The organism is Dellaglioa sp. L3N (genome assembly GCF_054941095.1).
Genome location: NZ_CM142928.1, coordinates 352,164 through 375,270, shown reverse-complemented (window position 1 = coordinate 375,270; position 23,107 = coordinate 352,164). Strand labels below are relative to the sequence as shown.

18 protein-coding genes and 1 pseudogene are annotated in these 23,107 nt (G+C 32.8%); 8 read left to right on the top strand and 11 right to left on the bottom strand.

Features of this window, described 5'->3' with window-relative positions:
* Positions 1-6 precede the first annotated feature (6 nt).
* The 3 genes from ACVPPR_RS01785 to ACVPPR_RS01775 all read right to left on the bottom strand — a co-directional run bounded on the left by ACVPPR_RS01785 (position 7) and on the right by ACVPPR_RS01775 (position 5,316).
* The gene (locus tag ACVPPR_RS01785) at positions 7-1,806 is read right to left on the bottom strand and encodes a beta-glucoside-specific PTS transporter subunit IIABC (protein WP_462298297.1); all 1,800 of its coding nucleotides are present in this window, start codon (positions 1,804-1,806) and stop codon (positions 7-9) included.
* Positions 1,807-1,958: 152 nt separating this feature from the next.
* Complete coding sequence (locus ACVPPR_RS01780) at positions 1,959-3,710, bottom strand: BglG family transcription antiterminator (RefSeq protein WP_462304490.1); 1,752 nt, start codon at positions 3,708-3,710, stop codon at positions 1,959-1,961.
* 115 nt (positions 3,711-3,825) lie between these two features.
* A complete protein-coding gene (locus ACVPPR_RS01775; RefSeq protein ID WP_462304489.1) occupies positions 3,826-5,316 on the bottom strand; it encodes a glycoside hydrolase family 1 protein in 1,491 nt (496 codons plus the stop codon).
* 190 nt (positions 5,317-5,506) lie between these two features.
* Here ACVPPR_RS01775 and ACVPPR_RS01770 point away from each other — a divergent pair, with 190 nt between their 5' ends.
* On the top strand, positions 5,507-6,331 hold the full coding sequence (locus ACVPPR_RS01770) for a helix-turn-helix domain-containing protein (RefSeq protein WP_462304488.1): 825 nt from the start codon (positions 5,507-5,509) through the stop codon (positions 6,329-6,331).
* Positions 6,332-6,407: 76 nt separating this feature from the next.
* On the top strand, positions 6,408-6,824 hold the full coding sequence (locus tag ACVPPR_RS01765) for an SRPBCC family protein (RefSeq protein ID WP_462304487.1): 417 nt from the start codon (positions 6,408-6,410) through the stop codon (positions 6,822-6,824).
* Positions 6,825-6,888: 64 nt separating this feature from the next.
* Here the strand turns inward: ACVPPR_RS01765 and ACVPPR_RS01760 are convergent, their stop codons facing one another.
* Complete coding sequence (locus ACVPPR_RS01760; protein WP_462304788.1) at positions 6,889-7,608, bottom strand: GntR family transcriptional regulator; 720 nt, start codon at positions 7,606-7,608, stop codon at positions 6,889-6,891.
* Positions 7,609-7,769: 161 nt separating this feature from the next.
* On the opposite strand from ACVPPR_RS01760, the gene ACVPPR_RS01755 reads away from it, so the two are divergent.
* The 3 genes from ACVPPR_RS01755 to ACVPPR_RS01745 are packed head-to-tail and all read left to right on the top strand — an operon-like array spanning position 7,770 to position 13,097.
* Positions 7,770-9,119: a PTS sugar transporter subunit IIC gene (locus tag ACVPPR_RS01755; RefSeq protein ID WP_462304486.1), complete on the top strand. Its 1,350-nt coding sequence runs from the start codon at positions 7,770-7,772 to the stop codon at positions 9,117-9,119.
* A gap of 36 nt (positions 9,120-9,155) precedes the next feature.
* A complete protein-coding gene (locus ACVPPR_RS01750; protein ID WP_462304485.1) occupies positions 9,156-11,789 on the top strand; it encodes a glycoside hydrolase family 38 N-terminal domain-containing protein in 2,634 nt (877 codons plus the stop codon).
* A gap of 30 nt (positions 11,790-11,819) precedes the next feature.
* Complete coding sequence (locus ACVPPR_RS01745; RefSeq protein ID WP_462304484.1) at positions 11,820-13,097, top strand: glycoside hydrolase family 125 protein; 1,278 nt, start codon at positions 11,820-11,822, stop codon at positions 13,095-13,097.
* A gap of 53 nt (positions 13,098-13,150) precedes the next feature.
* On the opposite strand, the gene ACVPPR_RS01740 is transcribed toward ACVPPR_RS01745, so the two are convergent.
* Genes ACVPPR_RS01740 through ACVPPR_RS01730 form a run of 3 tightly spaced genes read right to left on the bottom strand, consistent with a single transcriptional unit; the run spans position 13,151 to position 16,789 of the window.
* Positions 13,151-14,413, bottom strand: a complete 1,263-nt coding sequence (locus ACVPPR_RS01740; protein WP_462304483.1) for a PTS sugar transporter subunit IIC — start codon at positions 14,411-14,413, stop codon at positions 13,151-13,153.
* Positions 14,414-14,424: 11 nt separating this feature from the next.
* Complete coding sequence (locus ACVPPR_RS01735) at positions 14,425-15,387, bottom strand: type I phosphomannose isomerase catalytic subunit (protein ID WP_462304482.1); 963 nt, start codon at positions 15,385-15,387, stop codon at positions 14,425-14,427.
* The gene (locus tag ACVPPR_RS01730) at positions 15,380-16,789 is read right to left on the bottom strand and encodes a glycoside hydrolase family 1 protein (RefSeq protein WP_462304481.1); all 1,410 of its coding nucleotides are present in this window, start codon (positions 16,787-16,789) and stop codon (positions 15,380-15,382) included. Before ACVPPR_RS01730 ends, ACVPPR_RS01735 begins: the two co-directional genes overlap by 8 nt.
* 198 nt (positions 16,790-16,987) lie before the next feature.
* On the opposite strand from ACVPPR_RS01730, the gene ACVPPR_RS01725 reads away from it, so the two are divergent.
* Positions 16,988-17,689, top strand: a complete 702-nt coding sequence (locus tag ACVPPR_RS01725; RefSeq protein ID WP_462304480.1) for a GntR family transcriptional regulator — start codon at positions 16,988-16,990, stop codon at positions 17,687-17,689.
* A gap of 18 nt (positions 17,690-17,707) precedes the next feature.
* Positions 17,708-18,376, top strand: coding sequence for a ribulose-phosphate 3-epimerase (locus ACVPPR_RS01720; protein ID WP_462304479.1), 669 nt, complete (start codon positions 17,708-17,710; stop codon positions 18,374-18,376).
* 74 nt (positions 18,377-18,450) lie between these two features.
* Here the strand turns inward: ACVPPR_RS01720 and ACVPPR_RS01715 are convergent, their stop codons facing one another.
* The 3 genes from ACVPPR_RS01715 to ACVPPR_RS01705 form a co-directional block, all read right to left on the bottom strand.
* The gene (locus tag ACVPPR_RS01715) at positions 18,451-19,356 is read right to left on the bottom strand and encodes a hypothetical protein (protein ID WP_462304478.1); all 906 of its coding nucleotides are present in this window, start codon (positions 19,354-19,356) and stop codon (positions 18,451-18,453) included.
* A 111-nt stretch (positions 19,357-19,467) separates the two neighbouring features.
* Positions 19,468-20,874: a C69 family dipeptidase gene (locus tag ACVPPR_RS01710; protein WP_462298284.1), complete on the bottom strand. Its 1,407-nt coding sequence runs from the start codon at positions 20,872-20,874 to the stop codon at positions 19,468-19,470.
* Between the two features lie 114 nt (positions 20,875-20,988).
* Positions 20,989-22,041 carry a hypothetical protein gene (locus ACVPPR_RS01705; RefSeq protein WP_462304477.1) on the bottom strand — a complete coding sequence of 351 codons (1,053 nt, stop codon included), beginning with the start codon at positions 22,039-22,041 and terminating at the stop codon, positions 20,989-20,991.
* A gap of 217 nt (positions 22,042-22,258) precedes the next feature.
* Here ACVPPR_RS01705 and ACVPPR_RS01700 point away from each other — a divergent pair.
* Positions 22,259-22,819, top strand: a pseudogene (locus ACVPPR_RS01700) (IS30 family transposase); the annotation flags it as partial.
* A 129-nt stretch (positions 22,820-22,948) separates the two neighbouring features.
* On the opposite strand, the gene ACVPPR_RS01695 reads toward ACVPPR_RS01700, so the two are convergent.
* Positions 22,949-23,107, bottom strand: coding sequence for a hypothetical protein (locus ACVPPR_RS01695; RefSeq protein WP_462298281.1), 159 nt, complete (start codon positions 23,105-23,107; stop codon positions 22,949-22,951).

Below are 23,107 nucleotides of genomic sequence, written 5' to 3'. Positions count from 1 at the left end.
TCCCTCCTAGTTTGTAGCAACTACATTATCATCACTAATGGTTATATCAGATACTCTGTTACTATTTGTGACGATAACCATAATTGTTGGATCATAACCATTTTCTTTCAGTGCCTCCAAATCAAACGTCGTCAATAAGTCCCCTGCATTAATCTTTTGACCATCTTGGACCTTTGATTCGAAATATTTACCATTCAAATTAACAGTATCAATTCCAATATGGACAAGAATTTCTGCTCCGTTGTCACCAACTATTCCTATTGCATGTTTTGTCGGAAAAACTGAAATAATTTCTCCACTAATTGGACTGTAAACATTACCTTCTGTTGGTTCGACAGCAAATCCATCTCCTAATGCTCCGCTTGCAAAAGTTGCATCATTAACATTCATTAAATCAATAATCTTTCCTTTAGCTGGTGAATGTAATTCAACTGGCTTCTTTTCAATTTTATCTTCAGTTACTACGACTTCATCTTTATATCCAAATAAATAAGTCAAAATACATGAAGTTATCATAGCCAAGAAATAACAAGCTACTAACCAAGCAAATCCTTTACCAATATAAATTGGGAACGATAGGACACTTCTTGTGGCTACAGATACTGCAGCGGAACCTGCAGCTCCTGCAACTCCTCCAAAAACTGCTCCGGTTAAACAAGCAATGATGAATGGCTTTTTATATTTTAATGTAACCCCGTAAACTGCTGGCTCTGTAATTCCAAACAGAGCACTTATAAACGAAGATAAGCTCAACGACTTTAATTTTGTATCTTTTGTCTTTAAAAATACTGCGAATACGGCTCCTGCTTGAGCAGCAACAGCTGTCATACATCCGGGTCCCAAAGTATCTCGACCATAAAAAGAAATATTATTTGTCATAACAGGTACGAGTCCCCAATGTAGCCCAAAGATAACTAATACTTGCCATAATCCACCAATTGCGGCTCCTGAAAGAATTGGACTAAAATTATAAATAGCCGAGTAGCCACTGGCAATTAATTGACTTGCATAATCGGCAATTGGCCCAACTACCATTAATGTCAAAGGAACCATAATAATCAAACTGAAAAATGGCGTTAATAAATTTACAACACTCTCATGTAAATGTCTTCGAATAAATCTCTCCAAATATGACAGTACCCAAACTGCTAAAATTGCCGGAATTACTGTACTTGTGTATTTTGCTAAAATTACTGGAATACCTACAAAATCTAGACTCATTTTATCTGTATAGGCAGCAACAATTGTTGGATAAATTAAAGAGGCACCTAACGTCATTGCAATAAACGGATCTGTTTTGAATTTCTTAGCAGCTGTATAAGCTAAGAATACTGGTAGAAAATAAAAGAAGGTATCTGCTGCCGCATTTAGTACGATATACGTCCCAGACTTATCTGTTAAGACCCCTAAACTTGTTAGCAGTACTAACACACCTTTAATTAATCCACTACCTGCTAACACACCAAGAGTTGGAGCAAAGACACCAGCAATCATATCTAAAAATGAATTTAGTAGTCCTTGTTTCTTTTTAGGCTCATCGTTTCGTTGATCTGAGTTCCCTAAACTTGAATTATCAACCATTGCTTCATAAACATTATTAACATTATTTCCAATAACAACTTGGAACATCCCTCCAGACTCTACAACTGTAATAACACCCTCTAATGCTTCGATACCGTCTTTATTCGCTAACTTATCATCTTTAAGAGTAAAACGTAACCGCGTAGCACAATGATAAACATTGTCTACATTAGCTTCTCCCCCGACACCTTTAAGAATTGATGCTGAAATTTTTTTATTATCCATTATACGATCTCCTTTTTGTTAGAAAATTAATAAAAAGAATGCGCTTTCTTTATGTATTAAGTATATGTTCTGCACATATCGAAAACAATTCAATTGATATCTCTTCTACAAGGTAGATTTATTGAATAATTAATCAAAAATATTCTTATTTTTTATTTTAAAATTTCTACAATACAATAAAAAAATAACAAGCTATTATTTTGAGTAGTATCATATTCAGCATAAATAATTCTTTTAATCTTTTTTTGATGATAATTAATATATTCATGTAAATTAAATTGTAAAATTTTGGTTGTCGCTTTTTCTTCAACTAAACATATTAATAGCGTTTCATCGCCTATTAATTGAGTTGTTGTCTCTTTAATTTTTGGTAACAAATCTTGATAATTACTAATTTTTTTATATACTTCTATTTTATTGTCATCAACAAAATACTTATCCAAAAGTTGCTTTTTTTTATACTCTCTTAATATTTGAATTCTCTCTACCAATAAATTAGAAAGATTATCCATTTCATTTTCGTCCAACACACTACTTAAAAATATAAACCGTGAATTTTCAAAAATAATTTCTTGCTCTGTTGTTAAAATAACGTCATAATCATCTATATTTTCTGATTGAATTTCATAAAGATAAACCGGTTCTATATTAAATTTTTGCCCTTGATGACCCAAAAGTTCATTAATTTGTACATTTAATGTATTTAAAATGCTAAACGGTTGATTACTAATAATTAACCCTGTCACAGTTTTTTTATATTGTTCTAAAGCTGCTGCTAAATATAAAACGAGATACGCTGTTTCTGCATTATTAGGTTTAATCATAAAATAAGTTGGAAAATATTTTTTTATCAAATGTGTTTCTAATGGATAATTTTGCGCCGTTTTCTTTGCAAAATGATTCATTGCATTATGCCCAGAAGCAATTCTAATTTTCATCTGTTTAATATGAGAAACCAAAAATTCAGATTCTTGAAATAAACTATTAGTTGGTAAATTTAATGTTGAAATTATTTTTTGTTCAAATAATCGAAGTTCAGAATCAATTTGTTCATTTGTATCACCATCACCATAAAGATAGTTGAAGTCCAATAATCGATTTGCTAATGCTTTTTTTTCTAAGCTATCAAAAGATATATCTAATTCATCTTCCATCGCATGAACCAAATAGGTCACAAGAGGTAGATTTTCTGACATCTTAATTTCTTCCGTAATTTTCCATCCAGCGTCTTGTCGTACAATACTGATAATAATGTATCTATTAATTCTCTTAAAATCTTCTCCTGAAACAACATATTTATATCGAATCAAGGTCTCTCTAACAACTTTTTTAATAATTGGAACTAGCTTTATATATAACTGCACTTCATTTTTTTCTAAATGGGCTTCTTCCATAACTTTCTCTGTTCCTACCATTGAGCCAAAAATTCGTTTCATATTTTCTGTAGCAATCATTTTTAACCCATCATTACCAGAAATATCAATACTAATTTCAGAATTCCGGGCCATCCATCTTTGAATTGTTTTTATCTCAATTGAAACTGCAGTCTTAGATAAGAAAAAAATATCAGCTACATATTGCATACTGACATATGCTTTTTGAAACAGTAAAAATATAATAATTGCAGACGCTCTAGCATTCATACTGGAATAACTTTCATATGTTTTAACTTCTTCAATAATATATTTTTTAAAATCATCAGAAATAGATTCGATTCGGTACCCAGTCCTTTTATTGCTTTGAAGAACAACGTATTTATCAAACTCATTAGTTAATATTTTCATTTCAAATTGAATTGTTTTCTTACTAGTTCCAATATTTTTAGCAATCTTTTCACTAGTTAACCAACCATGTTCATTTACTAATTGCGTCACAATTTGAATTTGCCGTTTACTCATTTCCATAATGTTACCTCCACATTAACCACAGTGTGCTCATTATAACAATAACGACTTGTAATTAAAAAGCCTCTCAATTTTATCTTATAACAAAGTACAAAGTTAAAATTAAGAGACCTATTTATATATTTATTTCAATTTCAGTACCATTAGATGCAATAACTTGCTTGTAATAATTGAAACTATCTTTCTTTTGTCGATGTAAGTCACCAGTTCCATCATTATGTCGATCTACGTAAATGAAACCATAACGCTTCTTCATCTCACCTGTTCCAGCTGACACAATATCAATAGGTCCCCACCACAAGTATCCTAACAAAATACAGCCATCTTTTATCGCCTCTGCCATTTCTCGAACATGCATTTGCAAATAACGACATCTTTCAATATCACTAATTTCATTATTATTATCTGGTGTTTCTGCAAGTCCTAACCCATTTTCAACAATAAACAAAGGTAATTCATAACGATCAGTTAGTTCATTCATAACAAATCTTAGTCCCTTTGGATCGATAGGCCAGCTCCATGGTTCCGGCGATTTTTCTTTTAAAAATGGATTGTCGAATCCATTCGCACCACCAGTATCAACGCGCATTTTTGCTGACTTATCGTAAACTGCACTTCTGTAATAACTAAACGCAATATAATTTGCGGTATTCTCTTTTAAAAGGTCAAGATCACCTGCCAAGATTTCTGGAGCCACATCTTCTTCATCCCAAATTCTATGAATATAACTTGGGTAATGCCCTCTACACATAACATCAGTAAAAAACCAAGATTTCCTACGAAATTCCATTGTGCCAAAAACATTTTCTGGATCTGAATTAGATGAATACGTTGCTAATGCTGAAAAACTACACATGACTCCCATTTTTGCTTCCGAATCAATTTCCGCTAATCTTTTTGTTGCAATAGCATTCGCTAAAAAAAGATGATGACAAGCCTGATAAATTGCTTTATCATCAATATCTCCAAAAGGTTTTTGTGGATCTGTTGGCGGAAATGATATAATTCCAGCTGAAACATAAGGCATTCTAAAGGCGTTATTTATTTCATTAAATGTCATCCAATATTTAACTTTACCTTTATATCTTTCAAAAACCGTTATTGCATATTTTTCAAAGAAATCAACTAATAAGCGATTTGTCCAGCCACCATATTCACCAACCAGTGCAAGTGGTGTTTCATAATGACTTAGTGTAATAACAGGGGCCATTCCATAATCTAATAATGTATCAAATAGTCTATCGTAAAATGCTAGTCCTAATTCATTTGGTTCATTTTCATCTCCACGAGGAAAAATTCGTGACCATGAAATACTTGTCCGGAATGAATTAAATCCCATCTCACTCATCATCTTAATGTCTTCTTCAAATCGATGATAAAAATCAATAGCTTCATGTGATAAGTATGCCATATCGTCTTTTAAATCAAGTTCCCAAATACTTTTTTCCTTATTCCATTTAATACTTGGATTTTTCGACATAATACCAACAACCGTATCTGTAACATTAGGTAATTTACCATCTTCCAACCAAGCACCTTCTGCCTGGTTGGCTGCAATTGCACCACCCCATAAAAAGTTTTTTGGAAATACGTTTTCTGCTTGCATAGTGTCTAACTCCTCCTTGAAATAGATATTTTATGATAAGTTAAATATAACGCTTTCATTCTGATTATTCTATCCAATAAATTTCTCCACCAAAGCTAACTATTTATGTACAAAGTATTTTCTAAGATTAAAAGTATGTTACCATCCTAATTAAACAACACATGTAAAATTAAACTGAAAGGAGTTTAGTATGCAAAATACACTTGGCTCAATCTTAAAAGAAACTCGCAAAACACAACACTTATCTCAAAAAGAAGTTTCCAGAGATATTTGTGCACAATCAATGCTTAGTGCTATTGAAAATAATAAATACATGCCCAATGCACAATTATTAATTCATTTATGTCAGAAACTTTCCATCGATTTAAATCAGATAAGCCTTTTAGAAAACTTTGCTATTAGCTCAGAAAATCAATTTAATAAACGCGTTAATACTTTATGTAATCAGCACCAATACGCCAAATTACGTAATTTTCTCAATAAAAAATCTGTCATTAGTGATTTAAAAACGGATCAACAATTACAGGCTTACTATTATTATCTCGGTGTTGCCTCCCTACACACTGAAGCCACATTTGCTAATGCCGAAAATGCCATCAAACTATCTCTCGCTTCTAGCAATCATCATTTACCTAATACGCTCGCTCGACTTGGCACAATTTCTTTAGCTTTTATCTATGCAAAACAATCTTTTAAAGAAATGACTCAGAACTATATTGAGCAAACTTTTAAAAATTTTGCTCAATTACCTTATGAAGAAAATCAAAATATTTTGTTTTATTTAACCTCACTTATTTATTTTGAACGCGCTGATTACACCACATCCCTTAATTGGATAGAAAAAACAATTACCTTTGCCACCGAACACAACTCTCATTATATGCTGGCAAACTCTTTTTATTTAATGGCACAGATTGCCAAAAAAGCTGAAGATAATAATAAACTTTTGGCAGCTACTCAGCGACAACAATTATTAACTGATCTTTTTAACGAAAAAATCTATAAAGAAATTTAAATTATCAGAATACTGATTTTAAATTTCTTTATAGATTAGATAAACTGAAGCCATCAAATAAAGGAGGCTTCAATTTATGAATGAATCATTATTCTCAACTATTATTTCAATCGAAGCAAGCAAAGAAAAAGTTGCTTTATTTTTACAAAATCCGAAGTTTTTACTCAAATGGGTACCGGATATTATTCAAGTTGATCCACTTGCTGATAAAAAATTTAGTATTCACAGAACGGATTCTGCTTTAAATAAAAATGAACAAATTTCTGTTAATATTGAAAATGATACAATCTCTTACCAAAGCACAGGAGACAAACTAGAATATACATTAAGTTTCATTTTAACAAGTGAAGGCACTAAAACATTGGTCGAAGAGCGTCTTTATCTATCGAAAAATAATAACACTCACCTACCCTTAAAATTACTCACACCAATTGCCAAACATGCCTTTAATACAAACTTACAAAGACTGAAAAAAGTCCTCGAAAATAATTAAGTAAAAGGTTCCTGCAAAATTAAAATTGCAGGAACCTTTTACACTTTTTTAGAATAATCACCATTTAATCTGTTTTATTCAAATGTACATCTAATACAAATTTGTTATGATCACTCACAAATCTTGACGTTGAATATTCAAAGGCACGCCCCTTTTGATCATAAGCAATTTGATCAATCACAAAAATTGGACTGTTCACAGATACCTCTAAAGCTTGACTCGTTTCAGCATTCGCTGGTTCAGCATAAACAACTCGACGTGCATCAGTTAATTGTAGATTTGCATGACTCCCTAAATAATCATACACGGATCCTGCCAAAATTTTTTCATCAATTGGCGCAATTGCAACTGGCATTACTGAGTGTTCAAAACTATAGACTTGATGATTAATTAGTCGAATTCTTTTAATTTCATATACCGGATCATTAGACAATATTTGTAGATTCTTTTGCTCTAATTCCGTTGGTAACCGCGCATTAAAGTATAATAATTTACTGGTTATTTTTTGATCTCGGTGAGAATAGGTGACACCAATTGGTAAATCTAAAGGAAGTGTTTCAGCAGATTGACTGTCCATCCTTGGTCGGACATATGTCCCTGATCCTTGCTTACTATAAATTAACCCTTCATCACTTAATAAATTTAATGATTTTTTTAATGTTAATCTCGAAACTTCATATTTTTCAGTTAATATCTCTTGCGTTGGCAACAAAGCCCCTGCACGATAGTGATTTGTTAAAATATCTCGTTTAATATCTGAATATATTTCTCGATATCTGTACATTTGTCTACCTCGTTTCATTGCATTTGTATATACATATTATAACATAATGCACAATTTGTAAACTTTTATATTTTAAATATGTGTTTACAAATTATACATTAATAGTTATACTCAGTTTATGGAAAGCGCTTCCTAAAATTAAACTAAAAGGAGTTTTTATTATGCATTTTAACCTAGAAAAAATCCAGGGACCACTCTTAAAAGTTTCAGCATGGGTAGAAAAAAATACCATCTTGCAAGCTATTAAGAATGCATTTGTTAGAACAATTCCGTTTACTGTTGTTGGATCCTTCTCAAACCTTATCAAAATGGAACTTGATGCGTTAATTAAAGCAAAAGATATTCATAATGTCATTTTAACAAGCACTAGTGACTTATTCGGTTACATTGGTACTGCAACTCTTGGTATTGTTGCACTAATTGTTGTTTTCTCATCAGCTTATTCATACGCAATGGAACTAAAAAAAGACGAAAAAAACAAAGGCTTAAATCCAATCATTGCAACACTATTGGCATTTGCAGCATACTTTGTCATGATTCCTAATAACGTTAACTTTTTAGATAGCAAGGCTAAAGTTGTCGAAGGTTTTTCAACTTCATTCTTTAGTTACGAAGGTATGTTTACTGCTTTAATTGTTGGTATGCTTGCCGTTTCATTATTTGCTCGATTTGCAAGAAGTAAATTTACGATTAAAATGCCCGGCAACGTACCTCAAAATGTTTTCGATTCATTCTTCTCATTAATTCCAATTTCTGAAGTTTTAATTATTTTCGGAATTGTCCGAATTATCATTCAATCACTTGGCTATGTTTCATTAGTCCAAATGATTTCTGACATCGTTATCTCGCCAATGTTAAGTGTTGGTGTTGGACTTCCTGCTATTATTGTCGTTATTTTATTAGAACAAATCCTTTGGTTCCTCGGTTTACATGGTTTCAATATTGTTTGGGGCGTTATCTCAGCATTCTGGTTACCACTCTTTCTTAAAAATGTTGCAAAATTTGCTGAAACTCAAAGTTTTGCTGATATTTCAATTTCTCCAAACACAATGACAAACGTCTACGCTATGATTGGTGGGTCTGGTGCCACATTTGGTTTAATTATTGCCATGTTAATCTTCACTAATAAAGGTGAAAAAGAACGAGAAGTTGCAAAATTAGGCTTCATTCCTAGTTGCTTTGGTATCAATGAGCCCGTTATTTTTGGTTTACCTATTGTTTTAAATCCATTAATGTTTATTCCATGGATTGTTGTTCCTGTTACAAATGCAGTGATTGCTTACGTTGTCACTTCAATTGGCTGGGTTGTACCACTTGTCGTTCTAAACTCTGGCAATGAACCTATCTTCATTAGTACTTGGGTATTAGGTGCTTTCCACCTAAGTCCAGTCGTCTTAACTGCTGTTCTAGTTATCTTAGATACTGCGCTATACGCACCATTCGTAATTATCAATCAACGCCATGAACGCGCAGAAGCAATACAAATAGAGTCAGAAACAGTTACAGAATAATTATTTTTAAACTTAAGAGAAAAAGGAGTGTTTCATTTGAAAAAGATTCACGCAATCGCACATACTCACTGGGATTTCGAGTGGTACTTCACTCGCCAAGAAGCCCAAGTCCAATTTGCTTTCCATATGGACGAAGTTTTTGAAGCATTAAATAATAACGAATTAGATTATTATCTATTAGATGGCCAGCTTTCGATTATTGATGATTATCTAGATACCTGTCCTGAAAAAGAAATTCTTATCAAAAAATTTGTTGCCGCTGGGCGATTACTTATAGGCCCTTGGTATACTCAAATCGATGAAATGGTTACATCTGGTGAATCAATTGTTCGTAACATTAGGATAGGCTCTAAGTTAGCTAATAATTTGGGTGGTGTGATGAAGGTCGGCTATCTTCCTGATTCATTCGGTCAAGGACAAGACATGCCAAAAATATACAATGGATTTGGCATTGATAGCACTGTTTTCTGGCGTGGATTCCCTTCAGAAAATGATTCGCGCTATTTCTACTGGACAAGCAATGATTCCTCAAAGGTTTTAGTCGCAAATATTAAAAATGGCTACTATGCTGGAGTTGACTTAGTTGAAAATGATAATTTCTTAAACTTATCAGAAACAATCTCAACGAATACAGATGCTGATAATCTGGCGTTGCCCATTGGTGGTGATCAACGGGCCATCGATCACAAACTAAAAGATAGACTTAAGATTGCAAATGAGGCCCTTAAAGAATCTGATTACACTATTCAAGAAAGTACGTATCCTAAATTTTTCTCAGCGTTAGCTAAAGAATCTAATTTGTCTTCATTTAAAGGTGAGTTCATTGACCCATCAGATTCGAAAATACATCGAGGAATCTACTCTTCTCGCTATGATTTAAAGCAACTTTATGATCGATTAGAACGACGAATGACTTATGAAGTCGAACCATTAATGGCAATTGCTGTACATCAAGGTATTCCTGAAAAGCAAGGATTAATTGATACTATTTGGAAAACAATTGCTCGAGGACAAGCCCATGATAGCTCCGGTGGCTGTAACAGTGATAAGACAAACCAAGATATTCTACACCGTGGTATTGTTGCTGATCAACTATCCGTCTCATTGAAAGATTATCTTCTTCGCAAATTAAGTATCTCAATTTCAAATAAGAATCAATTAAACTTATTTGCGTGGAATCCACTTCCTTTGGCAATTAACGAAATTCGAGAATTCGAAGTTAGTACTACTGGAGCCATCTTTACCCTATCAACAATCGATGGGACCAATGTTCCCTTTGATATTATCTATCAAAGGCAAGAAAATGCAGCCGTTTTACGCCGTAACTCAGACGAAATGACTAATGATTTTTATTTTGTAACTAAAATTGCATTTAAAACATCCGTAGCAGCAACTGATTGGACTGGCTACTTACTAGAATCAGCTTCATCAAATGAATCAGCACACACGTTACAAACATCTAAGAATATTCAAAATGACTTTTATAAAATTTCTTTTGAAAATAATCGATTAAATCTTCTAACAAAATTCGATAATCAATCATACTCTAATTTTATAACATTCGAAGATAGTGGTGATGAGGGCGATACTTACGATTATTCCCCAGCATTCAAGGATTGGTTATTGACTTTAGACTTTTCAGCGGCTGATTCAATCACTTTTAAATCGGGACATTTCAACCAACTAATGTCTATCAACGGTTCTTGGACTTTACCAAAAAACTTAGAAGAGCGTGCCTTAAAAACTAAAACAGGCAAAATTAATTATCAATTGGCGCTTAAATTAAGTCAAAATTCAAATGTCATTAAATTTAAACTACAAATTGATAACACTATTTTTGATCATCGTATGCGCCTTGTTTTAGATACACACTTAACAGACATCGTTGACTCTTTCGCAGATACACCATTTGGTGTCATTGCACGCCCAACTGAAGACAAACATCTTAAAGACTGGGAAACAATAGGTTACCATGAAGAACCAACAAGTATGCGACCAATGATTCATTTTGCTAACGCGCACAATAAACTAGCAAGTTGGTCATTCCTAACCTTAGGTACCAAAGATTTCCAATTAATTGGCGAAGACTTTAATAAATTAGCGATCACACTATTCAGAGGTGTCGGTTTCTTAGGCCGACCTGACTTAATGCGCCGACCTTCAGATGCTTCAGGTTTACAAACCAAAGTTGTTCCAACTCCTGATAGTCAATTAAACCAAGAACTAACATTTGAAGGTGGGTTGGTTATTGCTGCTAAATTCAATCCAGTTGAGCTTCAAAAACAACATCTCCAATTAAGTCAAAATGAACTTTTCTACCAAGACCAAACAATAAATCGTTTCTCAACACCTTTACAATATTTCATGATGAATCCAACAAAATCTGCCATTAATCATAATCCAATCATATCCATCAAAGATTTAAAGGTAGTCATGAGTAGTTTCTCACTTTCAGATGATAAAACTGGTTTTGAACTCCGTCTTTATAATCCAACTGACGAAAAAATTGATCAACCTGGTCGTTTTTCATTAAATACTGTCTGTAATGTAGCCGAACTTGATTTAAATGGAACCCTTAATCAATTCATTGAATCAAAAACTGATATTATTGACATATTAGCATTTGGCCCCGGAGAAATTAGAACTTATGGTATCTTCCCAATTAAATAAATAGAATAACTTACAAGTTGAGGTATTTAAATGATAAATCAAGAAAAATTAATTGAACGAGTCAAAGCGTGTTCGATGACGTTATCACTTTTTTCAAAAAAGTCAGATGCATTATTTCACAACGTATTTATTGATACTCTAACAAATACTGTTAAAATACAAAACGACTCCAAAATTTTTGTTGCTACAGGAGATATCCCTGCTATGTGGCTCAGAGACTCCACATTTCAAGTTTTGCCTTACCTCTCACTAATAAAAGAAATTCCCGAAATAACGCAATTGATTCATGGCGTTATTAACCAACAGTTAACATACATCCGCCACGACCCTTACGCGAATGCTTTTAATGAAACAAGTTCTGGTGCGCATTACACGATTGATCAATCAAATATTCCAATATCCGATTTAGTTTGGGAAAGAAAATTCGAAATTGATTCATTATGTGCCCCCATTCACTTGGCTTCAGAACTTTATCAAAAATCCGGTTATTCAAAACATTTAGATATAAATTTTTGGCAAACAATTAACTTAATTGTGGACACCTTTATTAAAGAGCAGCATCATGAAACATCTGATTATATTTTCAAGCGCTCTGACGGTCCTGCCACCGATACATTAAGCCACAAGGGAAAAGGTTCCCCAATCGGCTACACGGGAATGGTTTGGAGCGGTTTTAGGCCAAGCGATGATGCATGCCAATATGGTTATCATATTCCAGGAAACAGTTATATTGTCTGTGTTCTAGATGAATTACTTACATTATCGAAAACGCACGCCATACCAAATGAATTAATAAAAAAAATAATCCGTCTTCGTTCAGAAGTCGCTGCTGGTATCGAAAATTTTGGCATTGTTCCACAACCGAATTCTAATGAAACCATCTTTGCCTATGAAGTTGATGGTTTAGGTCATGTTAATTTAATGGACGACGCGAATGTTCCAAGCCTTTTATCCCTACCATTTTTAGGCTATGTTTCATCAGATAACGCTCTATATCAAAGAACTCGTACATTTATTTTGAGTAATCAAAATCCTTTTTATTACTCAGGTAGTTATTTGAAAGGCATCGGCAGCCCACATACACCGAAAAACTATATTTGGCCAATTTCATTAGCAATGGAAGGTTTAACATCAAATAATCCAGAAGTTATGAAAAGTAAACTAGATATTATCAGCCAATCAGATAATGATACTTTACAATGTCACGAAGGTATTGACGTTAACGATCCAAGTAATTTCACTAGAGACTGGTTTTCTTGGGCCAATATGACTTATTGTCAGCTAGCTCTGCGTTATTTAAATAAATAATACAATAAAAGGACGGCTCAGTAGAGTCGTCCTTTTATTGTATTATTTGTAGTTTATGATTCAGATGAGACTTTTTCTGAATTTGAAATATCCATCTTAATAAATGGATAATACGTTACAACTCCAAAAATCAAAACAATCAATTGAACAATTAATATTTTCCAGTCACCTGTAATCATCACCCCACTAATAGGTGCTGGCGTTGCCCAAGGAACTTCCGCAAACGGCCGTGCTACAAAACCAATCATTACAGAAATATATCCAATTGCACATCCAACAACACCATTAAAGATAAACGGAATCATTAAAATTGGATTCATAGAAATCGGTGCGCCAAACATACTAGGTTCTACAATATTAAAAAATAAAGCTGGTGCAGAAGCGATTCCTAGTGCTTTTTTACCTTTATTTTTCGATATTATATACCAAATAACAACTGGAAAAACACTACCAACCCATATGAAACTATATTGAAAAGAATTCGTCCAAATATGAGGTAAAGCATTACCTGCTACCTTTGCAGCAGCATTAGCTGTTAAATTAGCAGTTGTAATAGGTGTGATAATTGCCGCTAACATTCCTGGCCCATTCAATCCAATTGACCATAGCAACACGACCAGCAATGTTATAAATGAATAGCCCCATAAATTATCAGTTGCACCCAATAACGGTGTCAAGAATGTCGATAAAAACTCAGGAAAATCAAATCCAATAACGCTTCGTATAACCCAACAAATTGATATGACAACTGTCATTGGTACTAAGGAAGCAAACGCATTTCCAACATTTGGTGGTACACTTTTTGGTAAACGAATTGTAAAATTATTTTTTACAAATAGAGAGTAAATTTTGATTGATATTAAACTAACAATCATTGCAACAAATAATCCATTTGTACCAAAATAAGTAGTTGAAATCATTGCAGATTTATCTGCTCCATTAAATGTTATAAAAAAGAATCCTAATAAACCCATTAACCCCGATTGAGTAGTATCTAATTTTAAATGTTTTCCATAAGCTTTAGAAATACAAAAAGAGGCATACAGTCCTACAAAACCTAATGTCATTGTATTCACAATAGCAAACTTACTTGCTAAGGGTTCTAAAAATGGAAGTATCGCACTCCCAGAATCACCAATACTTGGAGTTCCTAACAAAGATAATATTAAAAAAATACTACCTATCAAAATAGGAGCCATTGTTGCAATCATACCATCCTGTATTGCCTTTATTGCCGGTATTTCTGATACCTTTGCTACAACGCCTGCAAATTTCATCATTTTATCCATTATGCTACTTTTGTTATTTTTAGACATACCATCGCCTCCTATTTGATTACACTATGTTCTGATGTGATCATTAACGTAAATTCACCTTCTAAACTGAGCTCTTCTAAATTAGCAGGCACTATAAAATTATCGCTAAATTTGACTTGTTGATTATTTATTAGACCGTTACCTTCAGTAACTGAAGTTAACCAATAACCGTTCTTTTTCAATGTTGTTAACCCACTTACTTGTATTTTAGTAATCGAGAACGAATCATTATTAATATATTCTAAAATTTTAAGATTCTCATTTGAAATTAGTTCTGTTTCTTTTGGTTTCACATAATTCAATGTAGTATTATATTCTGGATTTGCATCTTTAACACTTTCAATTGCACCAGAAAGTTGTAAAGGTCTTGGTCCATCGTTATCAACTCTATCATAGTCATATATTCGGTAAGTGACATCTGTAGATTGCTGTACTTCATATGCAATATTTCCTTTACCCAAAGCATGCACCGTTCCCGCAGGTATGTAGAAAAATTCACCAGTCGTCGTAGAGACAGTTCTAAATGTATTTTTAAAATCATTAGATTCCAAATGTGTAATTAGCTCTTCGAATCCTAGTACACTACCATAAATTAGAGAACTTTTATCATTCGTATGCAGCATAACCCACGCTTCATTTTTTCCCATGTTATATCCATGTTTATGAGCAACATTTTTTGTAGGATGTACTTGAATACTTAGGTCAGCAATTGGAGCAACTAAAGAAATAATATAAGGAAACGTTTCAAATTGACTTTTAAACAACTCGGGATTAGAATTCCACAAATCAAGTAGTGACATCCCCATATAATCTCCATTTTGACAAAATGTACTCGCAGATTTTTCAGCAGAAAAAGCCCAAACTTGACCTGTTTTATTAGGTACATCATATCCAAAATATGTTGTTATTTCTTTACCACCCCATACTGCATGCCGTGGTATCATTTTAAAAAACAAGATTTCATTTTCAGTCATAAACTACTCCTCCTTGAGTTTCAATCACTTTTTTATACCAATAAAATGATTTTTTAGGGATTCTTTTCATCGTTCCATTTTTCATTTCATCAATATAAACTAACCCATATCTTTTTTCCATTTCTTTATGACTACTTAAAATATCAATAGGTGACCATAGTAGGTATCCCATAATAACAACCCCATCTACGTTCATAGCGTCAATCATCGCTTTAATATACTGTTTATGATAGTCAATCCGATCCAAATCATTTAATGTTTCTTCTAGTGTTGCTCCTTCTTGTAATCCAATTCCATTTTCAACAATAAACAAAGGCAATTGATAGCGTGAATATAAATCATCTAATTCCTGTCTAAAACCGATAGGATCAATTGTCCATCCCCAATGATTAGCAGCTAATTCCTCACTTGCTTCAGTTACAGTATGAAATAATAACTCATTAATTTCTTCAATTGAATCTAATTTTGTCTTAGCTTCAATTACACGGGTTTGATATCCACTAATCGGTAGATAAGTAACCTTTTTTGCTGCAGATTTAAATTCAGAAAGATCATCATTCAAATAATTAATACCATTTAATGATAAAAAATTTTGATAAAAAGATGTATACTCTCCTTTACATATTAAATCTGCAAACAAATAAAAGTTAAATTCATTATACATAGTAGCTGCCAAATGATTCTTAGGATCTCCATCTTTTGCTTTCGCATAATTAACAGTAATCATCCCTGATACTTTGGCATCTTCAACAGTATCTGTAATAAAATTAATGGCTCTAGCAGAAGCTAAATTTGTATTGTAAGTAATTTCATGAAAAAATTCTACTTCACTCATGTCAATCGGCCTTTGCGCACCAGCAACTAGATAACTATGTGCATCAAATGGTGCCGTATTAATTTCGTTATACGTAATCCAATATTTAACTCGATCCTTAAAATGTTCAACAACTTGTTCAACGTGCCTGCTATATAAATCAATAACTTCAGTGCTCAAAAAGCCATTATATTTTTCAGCAAGATGAGTTGGCATATCAAAATGAACTAGAGAAACAATTGGTTCAATTCCTTTCGAAAGAAGATCATTAATCATGTCATCATAAAATGCTAAGCCTGCCTCATTTGGTGTTTCTTCTTCTCCCGTAGGATGAATTCTCGACCAAACAATAGCTATTCTGTATGCGCTAAATCCTAGTTCCTTAAACAATTGAAGATCCTCTTTATATTGACGATAATGATTTGATGCAATATTTGTACTACCTTGTGAGATTTGTCCTTTTTCGGGAATAACTACTAAATCATCATAAACATTATGTCCTTTACCATAAACTTCAGTACTTCCTTCTGCTTGAACATTACTAACCGCTCCGCCCCATAAAAAATTACTTGCTACTTTTTTTTCCATTTTTACCCCTCCACTTTTTGATAACGTTATCATGTTTCACGATTAAGTATAAAACAAGTTTTTTTATTAGTAAACCTTTATTTTTAAATTAAGCTATATTAATTATTAATGTAGCATGTCATATTAATTTATGTTACAATTATTTTGTTAAAGTTGAAAAGCTTAATCAAGAATCCAATTTTAAAGGATGTGTTAATTTTGAAATATATAAAAGTTGCGACCTATATTAAAGAGAAAATAAATAACGGTGAATACAGCTATGGTAAAAAAATGCCAACAATTGCAGAACTAAGTGCTACGCTTGAAGTTAGTACAATGACAGTAAAAAAAGCTTTAGATCTCTTATCCTCTCAAGGTTACATTGAACGCCGACGAGGCAGTGGCATCTTTGTCAAAATGAACGCTGATTCTAAAAAGAAAAGAATTCCTTTAACAGGAAATTCTTCTCGCTTCCCTCAAGGTAAACTAGAAACTAAAGTATTGAAATTTGGTGTAAATAATCCATCATCCGAAGTAGCCAATAAGTTACAAATAAAAACAACAGATTTTATCTACACAGTTCAACGTGTTCGATTATTAAATAACAAGCCAACTATTATGGAATATGTTCATATGCCCATAGATATTGTGCCTGGAATTAATATGGATATTCTTGAAAATTCAATTTATGATTACATTAGAAATAATCTAAACAGAAAAATATCTAGCTCAGATTTTGAAATTACTGGCGTACGCCCAAATGATGAAGAAAAAGATATTTTAAAGTTAGATGATTCTTCATTTTTAATGCAAATTACTCAAACAGTTTATTTCGACGATGGTACCGCTTTTGAATATTCGGTAAATAAGCATTTACCTGAAGAATTTGCATATGCTTCAGTTACCACTGACTTCATATAAAAAGAAGGGATGATAATAATGTCAAAAAAAATACTATGTCCATCTATGATGTGCGCTGATTTCACAAAATTAACTTCAGAAGTAAATTCTCTCGAGGATTCAGGAATTGATATTTTCCATATGGACATAATGGATGGTAGTTTTGTTTCAAACATGGCACTAGGTATTCAAGATTTTAAGGCTATTCGCTCATTAACTTCAAAAAAAATAGATGCCCACTTAATGGTTCAAAATCCCAAAAACTTTATCAATTTATTTGCTGATTTAGGCGCAGATATTATTTACATTCATCCAGAAGCTGATCAAATACCAACTGCTACTATTAAACAAATTACTGATTTAGGTGTCTCTCCAGGAATTGCTATCAATCCAGGAACATCTCTTTCCTCTATTGAACCATTATTATCAATGGTTGATTACGTCTTAATTATGACTGTTAATCCAGGATTTGCTGGCCAAACATATATTGATTTTGTTGATGACAAACTAAGAGAACTTATCAAATCAAAAAATAAATATGGTTATAAATTAATAGTTGATGGTGCAATCTCACCTATTAAAGTTCAAAATTTATCAGATTTAGGCGTAGATGGTTTTGTATTAGGGACGTCTGCATTATTTGATAAACAAGATAGTTACAGCGCCATTGTTAATCAATTGCAGAATGACAATATACCTGCTGTATAAATAAAAAAGTTACACAAAAAGTCTAAAAAAGCAGATTATATCTGTTTTTTTAGACTTTTTGTGTAATCTATATACTATTTTAAGGTATTTCCTTTGGGCTTAATAAATTTATGATACAAATACGCCGTCCCAAAGAAGTAACAGCTCGCAAAAAATGTAGCTAACGGCAACGATTGGAACATAGCGTATGGCAGAATGACTGCCAATAATGGAAAAGCATAGGCAGCTGGAATTTTAACTTTGAGTAATTGTAAAATGATAAAAACAATTGGCAACATGATGAGTATCACAATTAAGCGTGACTCAATATACGTATATGCCACAACACTAAGTGCCGCTACGGCTGTCAACGCAATTATTTGTTTAATCGCCATTTTACCAGGATACATTGGTTTTTGTAAGACCTCGAAAAAGACAACGAATACTGGTGGAATGGCAGCCATTTGTGGGTGTCCTAAAATCGTCACAATAAGCACCCAAATAACCGCTAACATCAAAAATATAAACATATTTAACTTATTAATGACTGGTTTTACAGCAACTTTAGGTGATATTCCTCGCAAACGAACGACTACCATTAAAATAAAAGTGAAGATTAAAATCGATATCATAAACGAATAGTGCGTTGCGTTAACAATAATTGGTAAAAGTCCGGTCGCAAAAGCTGGTGCGAGCACACTTTTAGCAACAATCAACAAGATAACCATCAATAAAAGTAACATTAAAATCTTAAAACTATAGGGTAATAACAATCGATTAAGTCCAAATCCAATCAAGGCAGTTAAAGATGGAATGAAGAAAATTTTCTTCGGTTCATTCACCCAATTTTGCTCCTTATAAATCCATAAGCCAACTGTCAACGCCCCGATTTCCGGTAAAATAACTTCCGAATCATGTAGAACAGTTGCGGATCCCACCATAATTAAAATAAATATGTAGCCAATTAAATAGTCTATTACTAATTTTTTCGTTGATTTCAAAAGTTAGCCCTCTCCTTAAACATCTTTGAATAACAATCAGTAAACTATACACTAATTTTTGCATAAAAAAAAGTCATATTATTTTGACATAATATGACTTAAATCCATGATTTAATCGTTCAAATTATAACGTAATTTCATTTGTTCAGAACCAGAAATAACCATCTCACCTAACAATTGTGTTTGACGTTTTAATGATTCAGCAGCCAGTTTAGCATTAGCTGCTTCTAGGAATGTCGAACTATTTGATTGCGTAGCAAGTGCTTTATCAGTTGCATTTTGAATTTCATGGTAAGCACTCATTGCTTCCAATTCAAATGTATTTCGCATATCCACGTAGAAATCGTAATTCGTATCGCCTAATAATGCTGTCGTACAACTAAGCCAATACATATTGTTTAAATCGAATTCGCCAGTCGCATTTTTGTATGAGGCTGGTGTGTCATTAACGTTCGCGTAAAATGGCACAATTGTATTAAACGTATTAGCGCCATAAGCTAACCAATGAATCCCAGCAATTTCATCAGGGACATCATTACGAACTTGTAATAAATGAACATTATGATTACGGTTAATACCGATGGGACGGAAACGTGTTTTAATCGCCTCAGGTGCACTCCCATAAGGATCATAATCTGTGTTTTCAAAATGAGCACTCAAGACAAATTTTACATCTTCAATTGTGATTTTACGGTTCGCACGACAAATGAATGGTAAGTCTTGATCCATTGGATCTTGTTTAATTTCAGGATTGAAATATTGTTGACCATACCATGTGCGAGGATTGTTATAAACGGTATCTTTAATTGATGAACTACCAAAGATATGACGTAAATTATAACCATCAAAATCAGGATTCAAATGATTATTATCAATCAAAACTTGTAAGTCTTCAGAACAAAGAGTATCTTCTGAATCGAAATCAAACGTATCGATATTTCGACGGTTAGGTGCAACCACGTAAGCATCATCTGGAATACGAACAGCAGCCCAATGATGACCACCAATTGTTTCAAGCCACCAGATACTGTCGTTATCAGAAAATGCGATACCATTAGGTTCATAAGTACCATGTGTTAAAAGTAAATCGCCTAAACGTTCTACCCCTTCTTTAGCACTATGAATGTAAGGTAAAACAAGTGTTACAAGGTCTTCTTCACCAATTCCACCAGCAACATAGGGATCAAGTCCTTGGATTCGGGGATTAGTCGTAATTGTTTCCGTTGCAGACATGGTTACGTTATCACTATTAATACCAGCTGCAGGCCAGATACCATTCGTTAAAAGTGAGTTTGGAATTGATGTGTAGCGCATTGGATTATCTGGTAATTCCACCTTCACACCACTAATAACAGCTTGGTAATTACGAGGTTGGTCTTCGGGTTGTACCACGACAAAACGTTGTGGATCTAAGGCTTCATGCCCGTCATCATTTCGAGAAATCATTGTTGATCCGTCGATTGAAGCCTTCTTACCAACTAAAATTGATGTACAAGAACCTTGAATTCTATTTTTCATTTTCCAAACACTCCTTATCGATTTAATACTAATAGTATAGCGGTTTTGACTGGAAAATAACAGTTTCTATCTACCACCTTAGTTATTACCCCGTTTCTCTTTTCTTCTCATTCATTATTGATCCATTTTGTGCCGAGTTTCACTTTGCCACTGATTCAATAATTCATTTAGCGAATTCAGATAAGCTTCCGATGAATCTATCGCCACTAATTTATACTTTTTAGAAGCCAGCTTAACAGATAACTGTCGTCTATCAACCAGCTTCCTCATTCCTGCCATAGGAATGAACTGATTTTTTTTGATGTCTTTCTTTAAAATAACTTGTTCAACTTTATTAATAATAAGTTTAAAATGAATAGCATCTACGTCTATCATTTGAACATTTTTACGCCAAAATCGAATAATGATTATGCTAATTATTAGATAATTAACATAGGGGCCAATTATTAAAATATATGCAGCAATGCGTAACTTGAGTTGAAATGGAAACAAAAAATCATCAATCACCAACTCAACTAATAACATTAAAATGGCTAAAAAAATAAGCATTATAAAAAATAATTGATTGTGCCGTATCACAGTTAATCTGTGCTCTGGGTTTCTTTCTTCACTTTTAGCAATTCCTTCAAGTGTCGGTTTTATCAACTCAATAGTGTCCATATTTTGAAGTTGTTTATGCATATATTCAAGCTGACCATCGTTTGATTGAATTGATTGAAAAAAATATTGTTGCTTATCTAACTTGAATTTTAAATTTTCTTTTTTTCGAATAAGACCTTTAGTTTTAAATTTAATATCCGTCAGCTTTTCTGCGTGTACGGGAATCTCTTCGCTATCCCCTATTTTGAGTACACCATATACATCACTATATACCGCTAAATTAATATTTTTTGTGAATAATTGACGTTTTATTTTCAGCAACACCCATACGCCAAACCAAGAAAAAAGAATCTCCCCTAGCAGCCACACTAAATACCAATTTGCGTATGAATATTTTATAATTACATTTACCATTATTGAAAAAATCAGTCCTGGCAGAGTTGCCACCACAATTACGCCCATACTAAGTATTAAAAATAGACTATTTACAAAAAAAGGATGTCTTAAACTATATAATTTACTTTTAACATTACCTTTTAATTGACTGGTGCCATATTGATTTTGCATCCTAATCCCCCTTATTTAAAGTCCTCCATACATACGATTTTACCATTTAATATCGGCAAGTTCTAAAATTAATTCGAACAGAAATTAAAAAAACTCAAAGTAATCTCGTAAAATGGTAGTAGCTTAATCCAACCAAAAAAGGAGATATTACTTTGAGTACTTTTACTTTAACACAATTTCAACGTGGACAACTAGACCAGCTTATTTCTGAAGGCACAACCGTAATATTTATCAGAAGCGTTCTAACGAATCCCGTGAAACCTTTGTCACAGGTAAATCAATTGAAGAACATCCAATCAGCATTAATAATCGTTCAGAATTTGACCATCGGGAAGTGGATACCGTTCTTTCAAGTCGTGGTGAGTCTAAAAGGCTTGGTGACTTTTGTTGAACGTCAATCACGATTATTATGGGTACTTAAAGTCCCAAATCGAACTGCTTTAGCTTTAAATAATGCCTTTAGGAGTTTTATTAAAACCTTCGGTTCACAAGTAAAGTCAATTACAGTTGATCATGGTAAAGAATTCTCAAAATATCGAGCTCTTGAAAAGAACCATAAAATTGATGTTTATTTTTGTCATCCTTATTCACCATGGGAACCATGGCAGTAACGAATATTTTAACCACAGGTTACGATGGTTCTTTCTTAAAAAGACTAATTTCAATCAAATTACAAACGATGATTTAGTTAGAAGCTCTAGATTTAATTAATCATCGGCCACTAAAAGTTCCATATTTTCAAACTGCCATTGATTATTTTAGAGTTTGTTCGAATTAAACTTGTAATTTGCCACGTATTAATCAATATTCAGAAAAATATTAAAAGTACTTAAATCTTAAAATTCTAGATTTAAGTACTTTTAATTAATAAATATCTTTTAAATCCATAATTTAATATTAGTCATTTTTAGAAATAAAATGTCCTGCCCCAACTATGAATGCCCGTATAGTCAAATACTGATAAATTAAACCCTGATAAAGCATAGCTACTAAACATAACTATTGCACCAAACCAAATCATAAATAGACTAATTTTTAACCAATTATGTCGTATATATTCAAACAT

Bases quoted from the DNA above. Each gene is read 5' to 3' on its own strand.
- ACVPPR_RS01755 (WP_462304486.1), top strand. From the start codon at position 7,770: ATGCATTTTAACCTAGAAAAAATCCAGGGACCACTCTTAAAAGTTTCA.
- ACVPPR_RS01735 (WP_462304482.1), bottom strand. From the start codon at position 15,387: ATGACTGAAAATGAAATCTTGTTTTTTAAAATGATACCACGGCATGCA.
- ACVPPR_RS01785 (WP_462298297.1), bottom strand. From the start codon at position 1,806: ATGGATAATAAAAAAATTTCAGCATCAATTCTTAAAGGTGTCGGGGGA.
- ACVPPR_RS01770 (WP_462304488.1), top strand. From the start codon at position 5,507: ATGCAAAATACACTTGGCTCAATCTTAAAAGAAACTCGCAAAACACAA.
- ACVPPR_RS01760 (WP_462304788.1), bottom strand. From the start codon at position 7,608: ATGTACAGATATCGAGAAATATATTCAGATATTAAACGAGATATTTTA.
- ACVPPR_RS01710 (WP_462298284.1), bottom strand. From the start codon at position 20,874: ATGAAAAATAGAATTCAAGGTTCTTGTACATCAATTTTAGTTGGTAAG.
- ACVPPR_RS01745 (WP_462304484.1), top strand. From the start codon at position 11,820: ATGATAAATCAAGAAAAATTAATTGAACGAGTCAAAGCGTGTTCGATG.
- ACVPPR_RS01740 (WP_462304483.1), bottom strand. From the start codon at position 14,413: ATGTCTAAAAATAACAAAAGTAGCATAATGGATAAAATGATGAAATTT.
- ACVPPR_RS01720 (WP_462304479.1), top strand. From the start codon at position 17,708: ATGTCAAAAAAAATACTATGTCCATCTATGATGTGCGCTGATTTCACA.
- ACVPPR_RS01775 (WP_462304489.1), bottom strand. From the start codon at position 5,316: ATGCAAGCAGAAAACGTATTTCCAAAAAACTTTTTATGGGGTGGTGCA.
- ACVPPR_RS01695 (WP_462298281.1), bottom strand. From the start codon at position 23,107: ATGTTTGAATATATACGACATAATTGGTTAAAAATTAGTCTATTTATG.
- ACVPPR_RS01730 (WP_462304481.1), bottom strand. From the start codon at position 16,789: ATGGAAAAAAAAGTAGCAAGTAATTTTTTATGGGGCGGAGCGGTTAGT.
- ACVPPR_RS01780 (WP_462304490.1), bottom strand. From the start codon at position 3,710: ATGGAAATGAGTAAACGGCAAATTCAAATTGTGACGCAATTAGTAAAT.
- ACVPPR_RS01765 (WP_462304487.1), top strand. From the start codon at position 6,408: ATGAATGAATCATTATTCTCAACTATTATTTCAATCGAAGCAAGCAAA.
- ACVPPR_RS01705 (WP_462304477.1), bottom strand. From the start codon at position 22,041: ATGCAAAATCAATATGGCACCAGTCAATTAAAAGGTAATGTTAAAAGT.